The sequence below is a fragment of the Rhizobium bangladeshense genome (assembly GCF_017357245.1).
In the GTDB taxonomy this organism is placed as follows: domain Bacteria; phylum Pseudomonadota; class Alphaproteobacteria; order Rhizobiales; family Rhizobiaceae; genus Rhizobium; species Rhizobium bangladeshense.
In genome coordinates this window covers 42,597-55,403 of the sequence record NZ_CP071616.1, presented here as the reverse complement: position 1 = coordinate 55,403, position 12,807 = coordinate 42,597, and the positions used below count along the sequence as shown (strand labels likewise).

Below are 12,807 nucleotides of genomic sequence, written 5' to 3'. Positions count from 1 at the left end.
TGTATTGCGTTTTGGCCGATTTCCGCAACGGCGACAAATTTTTAAAATCAGGACGATTGAGTACTGTCGACAGTTTGTATATAAGGAACACACCTTAACGGAGTTTCGATCGATGACAACAGGATGGAAGGGCGTATTTCCCGCCGTAACGACGCAGTTCAACGAAGACCTTTCCGTGGACCTTTCCGCAACCCAGCGCGTTCAGGACGCGCTCGTCAACGACGGCGTCAACGGGCTGATCGTCATGGGCACATGCGGTGAAAACAACTCGCTCGATCCCGATGAGAAGCGCACCATCCTGAAAGCCGCCGTCGAGGTCGTCAATGGCCGCGTTCCCGTCGTCACCGGCGTCTCCGAATTCGATACTCGCCGCGCCGTCGCCTATGCCCGCGATGCCGAAAAGCTCGGCGCCGACGGCCTGATGCTGCTGCCGGCCATGGTCTACGTGCCGAAGCCGGAAGAGCTGATCGCGCATTTCCGGACCGTCGCCGAGGCGACGTCGCTGCCGATCATGCTCTACAACAATCCGCCCGCCTACCGCGTCAACATCGGCGTCGACGTGCTGAAGGTGCTTGCCGACGTTCCAAACATCAAGGCGGTCAAGGAAAGCGCGCCTGATCCGCGCCGCTTCACCGATCTCATCAACGCCTTCGGCGACCGCTTCGATATCTTCGCCGGCCTCGATGACGTTGCGCTAGAAGGCCTGATGCTCGGCGCCAAGGGCTGGGTCTCCGGCCTGACCAGCGCCTTCCCGGAGGAATCCGTGCAGCTCGTTGCTGCGGCCGAACGCGGCGACTGGGAAGAGGCCCGCAGGATCTACCGCTGGTTCATGCCGCTTCTGCATCTCGACGCCGAGCATGACCTCGTGCAGTCGATCAAGCTCGCCGAGCAGATCATGGGCCGCGGCTCCGAACGGGTCCGCATGCCGCGCCTGCCGCTTTCGGGGGCACGGCGCACCGAAGTCACCGCCATGGTCGAGAAGGCTGCCGCGACGCGGCCCACGAAACTCGGCAAGGCCGCCTGAGACTGCGAGGCCGGCAGCCCGCAACGGCAGCCGGCCTCGCCATTTCTGGGGCTATGTGCCTGGAGCGTTGACGGAGCGAGTGAGGCTGTTGCGGCTGACCAGCGACGGTATCTGGAAAATATGCTCGGCGCCTGTGCGGCCCTCTATCCTCGAAATCAGCGTCCGGGTGGCGACCTGGCCGAGCTCCCTGCCCGACTGATCGATGCTTGCGAGATTGACGAGACCGAGGGCAGCGGTCGAAGAATTGTCATAGCCGACGACAGCAAGATCTTCCGGCACACGCACGCCCATCTCCATCGCCAGGCTGAGCAGCGTGATGGCATCAAGATCGCTCCAACAGAAGACGGCGCGCGGCCTATTTTTCCGTGACAGGAATTTCCGCATCGTTTCTTCCCGCTTTGGCGGAGCGATCGGGATCTTGGTGATCGTCGCAGACGAGCCGAGCCCGCCGCGCTGCATTGCCCGGCGGAAGCCGATCTCACGCTGGCGGACGACGGAAACCTGATGCCCCTCGCGCTCGCCGAGGCTCAGCATTTCGATGTCGCGATAGCCGCAGGCAAGCAGAGCTTCCACCGCAATCTCCGCCCCGCGCTGGTCGTCGGCATTGACGGTGTCGAAGGCCGTGGCGCCGGCATCGTGGTAACCAACCGCGACAATCGGTATCTCCACCGCGAATTTTGCGATGATCTCAGAGGGCAGGCGCGGTGCAACGAGAATCAGGCCGTCCATCTTGTAGTCGATCATCGACTCGATCAGGGACGTCTCGAGCTGCACGCGCGCATCGCTGACGCCGATCATCGCCTGATAGTGCGAAGGGGCCAGCACGCCGTTGACGCCGGCGATCACCTCGGGAAGGAAGGGATTGCGGATATCGATCAGCAGCACGCCGATGGTGAAACTGCGGCCCCGCAGCCCCCGCGCCGCCCGTGAAGGCCGGTATCCGAGCGCCTCGATGGCCTCCGTCACCTTTGCGCGCAGCGCTTCGCTGACGCCATAGGCGTTTCGCATCACCTTGGACACGGCGGCCACCGATACGCCCGCATGCGTTGCCACTGTCCGGATCGTCACGCGATCATTGCGTTGCAGTCTTTGTTTGTCTTCGATCGACATGAAATCTCTGGGCTTACTCTGCGGGCCGTCAACGATCGCCCGTAACCACCATGGCAGAGTGGCGACGAAATTTCTATTGCGCTTCCGAAAAAAATGTAGAACGTTATATGGAGAACGTTCTACAAATGACCGGGAGGACTTGATGAACTTTCAGCCGACAGCCATCGACGGCAATCTCGTTTCGCGCGCCTGGTCGGGAGAGATGATCGCGCCGCTGTCGGACGGCGGCCAGGGAACGCCCGCGAGCTTCGTCTCCAAGACCTTCGATCACGATGGCACCGGGCTTCCGGTCGAACTCTTCATCTCCGCCCTTGGCCTCTACCGCTGCTTCATCAACGGCGCCCGCGTCGGCGCCGACCTGCTGACGCCGGGCTGGACGAACTACGACGATCGCATCGCCTATCAGCGATATGCTGTCTCGAACCTGCTCAAGCCGGGCTTCAACCGCATCGAAATCTGGCTTGCCGACGGATGGTACCGCTCACCTTTGATGTGGGGCGCCAAGGCGATCCCGAACTGCTGGGGCGACAGGATCGGCGCCATCGCCGATCTGGTCGGCCCTGGCGGCGTCATTCTTTCCACCGACACCACCTGGCGTAGCGGCCTCCTGCCGATCCGGAAATCGGGGATCTATTTCGGCGAGATCTATGATGCCCGCCAGGAAAATCTCAACGAGTCCCATGGCACGGAAAGTCTGCCGTTCGACAGAACGCTGCTCGTCGCGCATGAAACCGCGGCGGTGCAGGAGCTGCGGCCGCTTGCCCCGATCGAAAGCTGGACCGACGATGACGGCAGGTCCGTCTATGATTTTGGCCAGAATGCTGGCGGCTATGTCAGATACACGGTCCGGGGTGTTGCCGGCGCCGAAGTGCAGGTGGAGCATTCGGAAGTGCTCGGCCCCGACCGTCATTTCGACAATCGCAATTATCGCACGGCGGCGGCGCACACCCTCTACACGCTACGCGGCGACGGCGACGAGACCTATGCGCCGCATTTCACCTTTCACGGCTTCCGGTATGCCCGAGTGACGGTCAAGGGCGATGCGAAAATCCTCGCCATCGCATCCGTCCCGATCTCCTCGGTGCCTGAGCCCGCGGGCGGCTTCACCTCGGGCAATGCGCTCGTCAATCGTCTCGTCGAGAACACCATCTGGTCGCAGCGCGCCAATTTCATCGAAGTGCCCACGGATTGCCCGCAGCGCGACGAACGCCTGGGCTGGACGGGCGACGCCCAGGTCTTTGCCGCAACCGCATGCTGGCTGAGCGACAGCCGGTCCTTCCTCAGGAAATACCTGCGGGATGTGATGGCCGACCAGCGCGAGGACGGCGCCGTCTCGCATTTCTCGCCGGACCCGACGCGTCTGCACCCCGGTAATTTCCCGGGCTATGCCGGCTCGACCGGCTGGGGGGACGCGATCGTCGTGATCCCGTGGGTGCTCTACACCCATTACGGTGACCGGGCCGTTCTTTCGGAGTGCCTGGATTCGATGGTGCGCTGGGTCGATTTCGTCTGGTCCATCTCGAACGGCCCGATCGTCCGTCCGCCCTCGCACTGGGGCGCCCGCGGCTTTACCTTCGGCGACTGGCTGCAGCCGGTCGGCGACAACAGAAAGCCGCGCCCGACAATTGCCGACGACTGCGCGGCCACCCTCTACCACTTCATCTCAACGGATCTTCTGGCGAAGATCGCCGGCATTCTCGGCGAGCATGGGCTCGAAGAGCAGATGGAAAGCCGCGCCGATCAGATCCGGCTGGCCTTTGCCAACGAGTTCATCACGCCGGCGGGGCGGCTCGCCCATAATGACCAGACATCCTATGCACTGGCTTTCCTCTATGATCTGATACCGGCGGAGCATCAGCAAGCTGCCCGGCTACATTTCCGGAAGGTGATCATTGACGCCGACTACAAGATCGGCACCGGTTTCATCGGCACGCCTGCCCTTTTGCCGGCCCTGACGAAGCTCGGAATGGACGACCTCGCCGAAAAGGTCTTCCTGCAGGAGGACGTGCCGGGCTGGCTCTACCAGGTGTCCAAGGGGGCGACGACGATCTGGGAGCGCTGGGATTCCATGGCGCCCGACGGCACCATCTACGAACCCGATATGAACAGCTACAATCATTATGCCTATGGCGCCGTCTGCCAATGGCTGTTCGAATGTGTCGCCGGCATTTCGCCGAGCCCGGAGGCGCCCGGATTTGCCGAGGTGATCGTCGATCCCGCGCCGATCGCGTCGCTTTCTCCGGTTTCAGCCTATCACGATATCAGCCAGGGGCGCATAGACGTCGGCTGGGCCTGCGCCGGCAGCGAGGTCACCTATGTGCTGACGCTTCCGGAGGGCTGCGTCGGCCGCTTCCGGCCCGGCGGCCGGCACCGGAACCCGTCGCTCAATGGGGAGCCCGTCATCGAGGAGGCGATTCTTCCCCCGGGCACGCACCGGCTGGTCTTTTCCCTACCCGATTACTGAGGAGCATATAGGTCACACCGTTCAGAGGAGGAACGTCATGACACATCGGATAAGGCTCATTCTCGCGGGCGCGTCCACGCTTGTTGCGCTGGCAGCGGCTAACCCGTCGCATGCGGAAACCACGCTGTCATTCCTGATCGACAACAGTCCCGATACTGTCGCGGCCGCCGAGGCACTGGTTGCTGCTTACCAGGCCAAGGCGCCCGACGTGACCATCGAAATCGAACAGCGGCCGGGCGGCGGCGAAGGCGACAATATCGTCAAGACGCGTCTGGCGACGGGTGAGATGCCAGACGTGTTCCTCTATAATTCCGGCTCGCTGCTGCAGGCGCTGAAGCCTGCTCAGACGCTCGTGGACCTCAGCAGCCTTTCGTCTCAGGCAAAGGTGAATGAAGGTTTCAAATCCGTCGTCCGCGCCGAAGATAAGCTTTACGGCGTTCCCTTCGGCACGGCGATGGCGGGCGGGATCCTCTATAACAGAAAGATCTACCAGGACCTCGGCCTCTCCGTCCCGAAAACATGGGCGGAGTTCATGGCGAACAATGAAAAGGTCAAGGCTGCGGGCAAAGTCGCCGTCGCACAAACCTATCGCGACACCTGGACCTCGCAACTCTTCGTGCTGGCCGACTATTATAATCTGCATGCCGCAGTGCCGAACTTCGCCTCCGACTATACCGCCAACAAGGCGAAATATGCCGAGACGCCGGCGGCCATGAAAGGTTTCGAGCGGTTGAAGGATGTTCACGATGCCGGCCTGATGAACGAGGACTTCGGCGCGGCAAGTTATGACGACGGGTTGAGAATGGTCGCGACCGGCGAGGCGGCGCACTATCCGATGCTGACCTTCGCAGTCGGCGTGTTGAAACAGAATTATCCCGAAAACCTCGGCGATGTCGGTTTCTTTGCCCAGCCGAGCGACGATGCCGCGGTCAATGGCCTGACGGTGTGGATGCCGCCCGCGCTCTACATTCCCGCTGCCAGCCAGCATATCGAAGAAGCGAAGAAGTTCGTGGATTTCGCCGGAGGCGTCGAGGGCTGCAAGATCATGGTCGACACCAACACCGTTCAGGGGCCTTCGCTTGTCGATGGCTGCGATCTGCCCGCCGATGTGCCTCCTGTCGTCAAGGACATGCTCCCTTACTTCGAGACCGAGGGCAAGACGACGCCGGCGCTGGAATTCGTATCGCCAGTCAAGGGGCCGTCACTCGAACAGATCACCGTCGAAGTCGGCTCGGGCATCCGCCAGCCCGCCGACGCGGCGAAACTCTATGATGACGATGTGCGCAAACAGGCCAAGCAGCTCGGCCTGCCCAATTGGTAGCGGCCCTGCGGGCCACCCGACCTCGCTCCTGATGGAGCGAGGTTCCTCCCGCTCGAAGAGGTAGTCATGATCGAGACACGCCCCCGCTCGCGCAAATCGCCCTACCCGCTGTGGTTTTTCATTCCGGCTGCCATCGTATACGGCGTGCTGTTTCTGGTTCCTACGGTCTCTTCTCTCTGGTTCAGCCTGACGCGCTGGGATCTTTCGACGGCGCAATTCATTGGGCTCGAAAACTTTCAGCAGTTCTTCTCCGAGCCGTTCCTGATAAAGGGACTAATCAATACTCTGATCTATGCCGTGACGACGTCCGGGCTCAAGACGGTCTGCGGGCTGCTGCTGGCCGTGCTCCTGACCGGGAATATCTTCGCCCGCGGCTTCTTAAGAACGCTGGTCTTCTTCCCGGTCCTGGTCTCGACGATCGGCATCGGCATTACCTTCGCGGTGATGATGCATCCGACGAAGGGCATCATCAATGTCACGCTCGAAACGCTCGGCATCCCGGGGCCGGGATGGCTGACCAACCCGGCGCTCGCGCTTTTCTCCGTCGCCTTGGTCGACGTCTGGAAGGGTGTCGGCCTTGCCACCCTGATCTTCATTGCCGGTCTGGCTGCGATCAGTCCCGACTATTACGAGGCCGCCAGGATCGATGGCGCCACGCGGCTCCAGCAATTCTTCCGGATCACCCTGCCGCTCGTGCGCCCGGCCACCGTCATCGTCGTGACATTGTCGCTGATCGGCGGGCTGCGTTCCTTCGATCTCATATGGGCTATGACGCGCGGTGGGCCTGGCTTCTCCTCCGATGTGATCGCCTCGGTCATCTATAAGCAGTACCAGGCTGGTTTTTATGGCCTGTCGACGGCCGGAAACGTCATTCTGTTCGGGCTGATTGCCGTAATCATTCTGCCATTCACCCTATGGTTCAACCGGCGCGAGGTCGAGGAATGAGAAGCGTCCGACCCTATGTAACGGGCGCGATAGCCCTTGCCGTCGCGGCAGTCATCTTCGTCATGCCTTTCGTCTTCGTCGCTCTCCAGGCGGTCAAATCCAAATCGGAAGCCTCCCGCCTCGACTTCGAACTCCCGGAGCACTGGCTGTTCTGGGATAATCTCGTCGCCGTTTTCAAGGCGCGCGACTATCAGCTCGTGCTCGCCTATTTCAATTCGACGCTGATCACGGTCGTTTCCGTCACGATCCTGATCCTCCTGTCGGCAATGGTCGGATATGTCATGCAGCGCCGCAATACGGCCTGGAACCGTGTGGCCTTCGTTGCACTGTTCATGGGGCTGATGATGCCGCCGGCCGTTGTTCCCACTATCGGCCTCCTGCAGGACATCGGCCTCTTCAAGACCATGACCGGGATGATCCTGATCCAGGTCGCCTATAATCTTTCCTTTTCGATCCTGCTCTACCGCTCGTTCATCTCGACCATCCCGCGCGATCTCGACGAGGCGGCGCTGATCGACGGCGCCAAGCCGCGTCAGATCTTCTTCCGGGTGGTGCTGCCGCTTCTGAAGCCGGTGACCGTGACCAATATCGTCGTCCAGTCGATCGCGATCTTCAACGACTTCACCAATCCGCTCTACTACCTTCCCGGCAAGGAGAACGTCACGGTGCAGCTGACGCTCTATAATTTCCAGAGCATGTATTCGAGCCAGTACAATCTGCTCTTCATGAACATCCTCCTCGTGACGATCCCGCCGCTGATCGTCTTCATTTTCTTCAACCGCCAGATCGTCGCGGGCATGACGGCGGGCGGAGTAAAAGGGTAGCAGAATGGCTGAGCTCACTCTCAAACAGGTTCGCAAGAGCTTCGGCGCGCTCGAGGTCATCAGAGGGGTCGATCTTGAAGTTGCCTCCGGCGAATTCGTCGTATTCGTCGGCCCTTCGGGATGCGGAAAGTCGACGCTGCTGCGCATCATCGCCGGCCTCGAAGAGACGACTTCGGGTAGGCTGACCATCAGCGGCAAGGACGTGACCTATGCCGAACCTTCCGAGCGGGGCATCGCCATGGTGTTCCAGAGCTACGCGCTCTACCCGCATATGACGGTTGCCGAGAATATCGGCTTCGGGCTTTCGCTCGCCGGCCGCCCGAAGGCCGAGATCGCCGCCAAAGTGGCGGCGACTGCCGAAACGCTGCAGCTCAGCCACCTCCTGCAGCGCAAGCCGAAAGCGCTCTCCGGCGGCCAGCGGCAGCGCGTCGCCATCGGCCGGGCGATCGTGCGCGATCCCAAGGTCTTCCTGTTCGACGAGCCGCTCTCCAACCTGGACGCTTCGCTCAGAGCCCAGATGCGCCTTGAGATTTCGGAGCTCCACGCCCGGCTGAAATCGACGATGATCTATGTCACCCACGACCAGGTCGAAGCCATGACGATGGCCGACAAGATCGTCGTTTTGAACGGCGGCACCGTCGAGCAGGTCGGCAGCCCGATGGAGCTCTACCGCAATCCCGCCACGCCCTTCGTCGCCGGCTTCATCGGCAGCCCGAGGATGAACCTCTATGGCGGCGAGACGGCACGGCGAATGAACTGCACGACCTACGGGATCCGGCCGGAACATATCAGGCTTTCGCAAGGCACCGGCCGGTGGCAGGGCAGGATTCGGCATGTGGAGCGGCTCGGCGCCGATGCGATCCTCTATCTCGACGTTACCGAACTCGGCGAGATGGTCGTGCGCGCCGAAGGCGAGACGCCGTTTGCGCCCGGCATGACGGTCTGGGCAAATCCGGTCGAGGGAGCGGAGCACCGGTTTTGAGGAGTGCGCATGCCGCGATATCGAACCGATTGCGCGGGACCAAAATCTTGTGCTTCTTTCCGCCCGCTCGTGCCAGCCGATGTCAGGCGAGAAGACGGGCGGGCTGGCCTTGGCGGATTACCAGTTCGACCGCCTGTTTGTCGAAAGACACGAAACTTTCGCCGCCAAGCCATGCTCCCTCATGGGCAATCACGCCGTCGGCGAAATCGCCGCCCGCTTCCAGCACCGCCAGTCCTGCTTCAACCGCGGGGCGGTTCATTGCCACATTGCCGGCATTGAGCAGATCTTGAATTGTCTGTGCAACATCTTCCTTCGATAGCTTGGCTCCTCGACGCAGTATCCAGACTAGCTCGCAGAGGCTCGTTAGAGAAACCGCGACCAGCGATGCCTGTCTGAGAAGCTTTGCCGCAGCCTCCCCCTGCTCCGCATCATCCTGCAGGACTGCCCGCGCAAGAATATTGGTATCGACCGAGACCTTCATTCCTCGCCGGCCCAGCCTGAGGCGGCGATTTCGTTCATCTCTTCAATCGTCAACGGCTTTTTCGTCCTGCCGGCATGCCGGCCGATGAAATTATCGATCGTCCCCGCCGGACGAGCAGCCTTTACCCTCAGCTCACCGCCCGGAAGCTTGTCGAATTCAATTCGATCCCCGGGCTTGACACCAAGATGCGTCAGTAAATCCCGTCTCAGCGTGATTTGCCCTTTCATTGTCACCGCAAGGGAAGGCATGGAAAATCTCCTATCTCAAATCAAGATAAAAGTAATGGATTTTTTCCTTACAATCAAGTTTCGAGCACTGTCTTGTTGGCCCCGTGACTCACTCAGAACCGGCCGGGACGCAGCGGCGTCAGGTCGATGATGGGGCGTTGTCCCGCCACAAGCTGCGAAACGAGGTAGCCTGTCAACGCAGACAGCGTCAGACCGAGATGGCCGTGGCCGAAGGCATAGGTAATGCGGGGCAGGCGGCGGGAAGCGCCGATAACGGGAAGCGAATCCGGCATGGAGGGACGAAAACCGAGCCATTCGTCGTCGCCGTCTCCAGCCCTCGGCAGCAGTTTTTTCACGCCTTCGCGTATCATTGCAGTCCGCTTCGTGTTCAGCGGAGCGGCAAGGCCGCCAAGCTCGACCCCGCGGCAGCTTTGAGCACGATCCTGCTGGTTGCGGTGCTGATCCTCTACGCCGTCTATAATCGCATCATCGGCATCGACAGGCTGAGGATCGGCTGATGACCAACTTCCTTTCTTTCCCGCGCCTATTTTCGATCCTCCTGTGGCTGGCCGGCGGCCTGGTGATCCTGTTCCTGATCGCGCCGATCGTCGCAATCGTGCCGCTCTCCTTCAACGCCGAGCCATTCTTCACCTACCCCATGCCCGGCCTGTCGCTCAGATGGTACCGCGAATTCTTCGATTCCAATGTCTGGCAGCTGGCGCTGAAGAACAGCATCATCGTCGCCGTCTTTGCCACTCTCCTGTCGACCCTCCTCGGCGCACTAAGCCGCGATCGGCCTCAGCCGACCCTCATGCCCGGCACGCGCAACGCTGACCGCCATTCTGATTTTGCCGATGATCGTGCCGGTTATCGTTTCGGCAGTCGGCATCTACTATGCCGTCGCCGAATGGCTGCAGCGACGCGCCGAACGCCAGAAGATTGCCCATCGAGATTAGTCGGGGAGTTTGAGCATGCAGATCGAGCGCTACGAAATCGGAAAGCGGATGAGCCAGACCGTGATCTACGGCGGCTTTGTCTTCCTCGCGGGTCAGGTCGCCATCGACGCGCCGGGTTCGTCCGTCCGCGAACAGACGACTAACATCCTGGCGCGGATCACCCGGCTTCTGGAAAGCGCCGGCAGCGATCCGACACGAATCCTGAGCGCGACCATCTGGCTTGCGCATATGTCCGGCTTCGAAGAGATGAACGCCGTCTGGGACGCCTGGGTGCCATCGGGCCATGCGCCGGCTCGCGCCACGGTCGAAGCAAGACTTGCGGCACCGGAATTCGCGGTGGAAATCGGCATTATCGCAGCGGCCGGCAACTGACCGGCGAAGCTTCCCGGAGCGACGGGCGCGGGAGGCAAGGAGCAACCTCCGACCTCGTCACGAGAATTTCGCCCGCCTGGTTGACGAAGACCGGCAGTTGCAAAGCCGTGACACCCGCCAACAACCGTCCGAAGGGATGCCGGGCAACTTGCCTTTGTATAATTTAGCCTTTAAGGACGCCCCAATTCCAAAGGCGCAGGGGCTGAACCAGCATGTCACAGACCACTACTTCGGAGCTTGGCGTGACGGCCAGCGATCTCGATCGCTATTTCACATTTCTACGCCATGTTCTTGTGAATGCAGCGGCGTCGCGGCAGGGTAGCAAAGACCTGGATTATGCAACTGCTATGAGTGAGGCCATGCAACTGGCCCGTGCGACCCATGAGGCCGGCCGGAAGATCATCTTCATCGGTAACGGCGGCAGCGCGGCCATTGCCAGCCATATGGCCACGGACTACTCCAAGAATGGCGGACTCCGCGCCATGGCGATGAACGACGGGGCGACACTGACCTGCCTCTCTAATGACCTCGGTTATGAAAACGTCTTCGCAAAGCAGATCGAAATGCATGCGAATGAAGGCGATCTGCTGGTTGCGATCAGCAGTTCAGGCAAATCGGAAAGCATCACCAAGGCCGTCCGCACCGCCCGCGAAAAAGGCGGTGCCGTTATCACCTTGAGCGGCTTCGCTCCTGGCAACCCGTTGCGCTCGCTCGGCGATCTGAATTTCTACGTCGCTTCCGATCAATATGGCTATGTGGAAATTGCCCATCTGGCGATTTGCCACGCCATATTGGATTTTTCCTGCGGCCTCGTCCCGCCCAGCCTTTCCTGAGAGCCTTATCACGCGCATGAGTTTCCCCCACATCCACGATCCGGAACTGTCGCTCCTTACCCCCGACGACGACGTCGCCGACCCAGAGGTAACCATCCTCGTCCCTTCACTCAACGAGGAGTTGACCATTGGAACTTTCGTCGATTGGTGCCGTCAAGGCATCGCTGCAAGTGGTGCAGCGGTCGAAATCCTTATTGTCGACAGTTCGACCGATCGCACCCCCGAAATCGCGCGTGAGAGGGGCGCGCGCGTGTTGCGGACGCCGAAGCGCGGCTTGGGCAGAGCCTATATCGACGCCATTCCCTTCGTCCGGGGCAAATTCATCATCATGGGCGATGCGGACTGCACCTATGATTTTCGCCAGATAGCACCCTTCATCGAGGCCTTCCGGAAGGGATCTGAATTCGTCATGGGCTCGCGGTTCAAGGGCTCGATCGAGGATAATGCGATGCCGCCGCTGCATCGCTATTTCGGCACGCCGCTGACGACGTGGATTCTCAATCGCATGTTCGGCAGCCGCTTTTCCGATATCCATTGTGGCATGCGCGGCATCAGCGTCGATGCGCTGCTGCGCATGGATCTCCGCTCGCAAGGCTGGGAATACGCGTCTGAAATGGTGCTGAAGTCAGTCCATATGGAGCTTGCGACGACCGAGGTGCCGATTCATTTCCTGAAGGATCCGGAAGGCCGGCTCAGCCATATGAAGCGCCGAGGCTGGATGGAACCCTGGCGCGCGGGCTGGCGCAATCTGCAGGCGATGTTTGTCTACGGGTTCGATTTCTTTTTGATTTGGCCGGGCCTTCTGCTTCTCACCCTCGGCTTGATCATGATGTTGCCGCTGCTCGCCGGACCTATGTCCGTAGCAGGCGTACGATTCTCGTCGAATGCCATGCTGTTCGCGATGGCTCTGGCCGTCCTGGGTCAATCAATGCTAGTTTCAGCAGCCATCGGTCGCGTCATTTTTGACTATTCGGGACATGTACAGCCTCGCCTCGAGGGGCTCCTTCCCTACAATGCAACAATATGGGGATCTGTTGTCGCCGTTCTGGCAGGCGTCTTGCTGGCGGTTCCGCTCTTCGATTCCTATGTCGGGAACGGATACGTGCTGCCTGAGATCGGCATCGAGACCAACTGGGCCGTCTTCGGGTTGTGGCTCATCATCACGGCGTTCCAGATATTTATATCCGGGCTCATGATACGTGCGCTCGGGGTCATGCTGCCCGTCAAAAAGCCTGCGCCGCCTCTCGCGGGATAACAGCGACGAAAGG

The 12,807-nt window shown here is 60.8% G+C and carries 12 protein-coding genes and 2 pseudogenes; 10 read left to right on the top strand and 4 right to left on the bottom strand.

Annotation, left to right across the window (positions count from 1 at the left end; genetic code table 11):
* Positions 1–112 precede the first annotated feature (112 nt).
* Complete coding sequence (locus J2J98_RS27990; RefSeq protein WP_064709391.1) at positions 113–1,024, top strand: dihydrodipicolinate synthase family protein; 912 nt, start codon at positions 113–115, stop codon at positions 1,022–1,024.
* 51 nt (positions 1,025–1,075) lie between these two features.
* On the opposite strand, the gene J2J98_RS27985 is transcribed toward J2J98_RS27990, so the two are convergent.
* Entirely contained in the window at positions 1,076–2,134 is a 1,059-nt protein-coding gene (locus tag J2J98_RS27985) for a LacI family DNA-binding transcriptional regulator (RefSeq protein WP_207604096.1), read from the bottom strand.
* 142 nt (positions 2,135–2,276) lie between these two features.
* Between J2J98_RS27985 and J2J98_RS27980 the strand changes: the two genes are divergently transcribed.
* The 5 genes from J2J98_RS27980 (at position 2,277) to J2J98_RS27960 (ending at position 8,670) form a co-directional block, all read left to right on the top strand.
* Complete coding sequence (locus J2J98_RS27980) at positions 2,277–4,598, top strand: alpha-L-rhamnosidase (protein WP_207604095.1); 2,322 nt, start codon at positions 2,277–2,279, stop codon at positions 4,596–4,598.
* A gap of 37 nt (positions 4,599–4,635) precedes the next feature.
* Complete coding sequence (locus J2J98_RS27975) at positions 4,636–5,919, top strand: ABC transporter substrate-binding protein (RefSeq protein ID WP_207604094.1); 1,284 nt, start codon at positions 4,636–4,638, stop codon at positions 5,917–5,919.
* A gap of 66 nt (positions 5,920–5,985) precedes the next feature.
* A complete protein-coding gene (locus tag J2J98_RS27970; protein WP_138396057.1) occupies positions 5,986–6,864 on the top strand; it encodes a carbohydrate ABC transporter permease in 879 nt (292 codons plus the stop codon).
* Positions 6,861–7,688: a carbohydrate ABC transporter permease gene (locus tag J2J98_RS27965; protein WP_064709386.1), complete on the top strand. Its 828-nt coding sequence runs from the start codon at positions 6,861–6,863 to the stop codon at positions 7,686–7,688. Before J2J98_RS27970 ends, J2J98_RS27965 begins: the two co-directional genes overlap by 4 nt.
* A gap of 4 nt (positions 7,689–7,692) precedes the next feature.
* Positions 7,693–8,670, top strand: a complete 978-nt coding sequence (locus J2J98_RS27960; RefSeq protein ID WP_207604093.1) for an ABC transporter ATP-binding protein — start codon at positions 7,693–7,695, stop codon at positions 8,668–8,670.
* A gap of 82 nt (positions 8,671–8,752) precedes the next feature.
* Here the strand turns inward: J2J98_RS27960 and J2J98_RS27955 are convergent, their stop codons facing one another.
* The 3 genes and pseudogenes from J2J98_RS27955 to J2J98_RS27945 all read right to left on the bottom strand — a co-directional run.
* Positions 8,753–9,151 (bottom strand): type II toxin-antitoxin system VapC family toxin, encoded by a 399-nt coding sequence (locus tag J2J98_RS27955; RefSeq protein ID WP_064712986.1) that lies wholly within the window; start codon positions 9,149–9,151, stop codon positions 8,753–8,755.
* Entirely contained in the window at positions 9,148–9,399 is a 252-nt protein-coding gene (locus J2J98_RS27950; RefSeq protein ID WP_064712985.1) for an AbrB/MazE/SpoVT family DNA-binding domain-containing protein, read from the bottom strand. The genes J2J98_RS27955 and J2J98_RS27950 overlap by 4 nt, the downstream gene beginning before the upstream one ends.
* 92 nt (positions 9,400–9,491) lie before the next feature.
* A pseudogene (locus J2J98_RS27945) lies at positions 9,492–9,800 on the bottom strand (NAD(P)/FAD-dependent oxidoreductase); the annotation flags it as partial.
* A 95-nt stretch (positions 9,801–9,895) separates the two neighbouring features.
* Between J2J98_RS27945 and J2J98_RS27940 the strand changes: the two are divergent.
* The 4 genes and pseudogenes from J2J98_RS27940 to J2J98_RS27925 all read left to right on the top strand — a co-directional run.
* A pseudogene (locus J2J98_RS27940) lies at positions 9,896–10,283 on the top strand (ABC transporter permease); the annotation flags it as partial.
* 66 nt (positions 10,284–10,349) lie between these two features.
* Positions 10,350–10,706, top strand: a complete 357-nt coding sequence (locus J2J98_RS27935) for a RidA family protein (RefSeq protein ID WP_207604092.1) — start codon at positions 10,350–10,352, stop codon at positions 10,704–10,706.
* Positions 10,707–10,918: 212 nt separating this feature from the next.
* Entirely contained in the window at positions 10,919–11,539 is a 621-nt protein-coding gene (locus J2J98_RS27930; protein ID WP_207604091.1) for an SIS domain-containing protein, read from the top strand.
* A 16-nt stretch (positions 11,540–11,555) separates the two neighbouring features.
* Positions 11,556–12,794 (top strand): glycosyltransferase family 2 protein, encoded by a 1,239-nt coding sequence (locus J2J98_RS27925; protein WP_138396052.1) that lies wholly within the window; start codon positions 11,556–11,558, stop codon positions 12,792–12,794.
* Positions 12,795–12,807: the final 13 nt, after the last annotated feature.

What these genes read in the sequence shown, in the direction of transcription:
- J2J98_RS27965 (WP_064709386.1), top strand. Translation starts at nt 6,861, where the DNA reads ATGAGAAGCGTCCGACCCTATGTAACGGGCGCGATAGCCCTTGCCGTC.
- J2J98_RS27970 (WP_138396057.1), top strand. Translation starts at nt 5,986, where the DNA reads ATGATCGAGACACGCCCCCGCTCGCGCAAATCGCCCTACCCGCTGTGG.
- J2J98_RS27990 (WP_064709391.1), top strand. Translation starts at nt 113, where the DNA reads ATGACAACAGGATGGAAGGGCGTATTTCCCGCCGTAACGACGCAGTTC.
- J2J98_RS27960 (WP_207604093.1), top strand. Translation starts at nt 7,693, where the DNA reads ATGGCTGAGCTCACTCTCAAACAGGTTCGCAAGAGCTTCGGCGCGCTC.
- J2J98_RS27980 (WP_207604095.1), top strand. Translation starts at nt 2,277, where the DNA reads ATGAACTTTCAGCCGACAGCCATCGACGGCAATCTCGTTTCGCGCGCC.
- J2J98_RS27935 (WP_207604092.1), top strand. Translation starts at nt 10,350, where the DNA reads ATGCAGATCGAGCGCTACGAAATCGGAAAGCGGATGAGCCAGACCGTG.
- J2J98_RS27955 (WP_064712986.1), bottom strand. Translation starts at nt 9,151, where the DNA reads ATGAAGGTCTCGGTCGATACCAATATTCTTGCGCGGGCAGTCCTGCAG.
- J2J98_RS27925 (WP_138396052.1), top strand. Translation starts at nt 11,556, where the DNA reads ATGAGTTTCCCCCACATCCACGATCCGGAACTGTCGCTCCTTACCCCC.
- J2J98_RS27985 (WP_207604096.1), bottom strand. Translation starts at nt 2,134, where the DNA reads ATGTCGATCGAAGACAAACAAAGACTGCAACGCAATGATCGCGTGACG.
- J2J98_RS27975 (WP_207604094.1), top strand. Translation starts at nt 4,636, where the DNA reads ATGACACATCGGATAAGGCTCATTCTCGCGGGCGCGTCCACGCTTGTT.
- J2J98_RS27950 (WP_064712985.1), bottom strand. Translation starts at nt 9,399, where the DNA reads ATGCCTTCCCTTGCGGTGACAATGAAAGGGCAAATCACGCTGAGACGG.
- J2J98_RS27930 (WP_207604091.1), top strand. Translation starts at nt 10,919, where the DNA reads ATGTCACAGACCACTACTTCGGAGCTTGGCGTGACGGCCAGCGATCTC.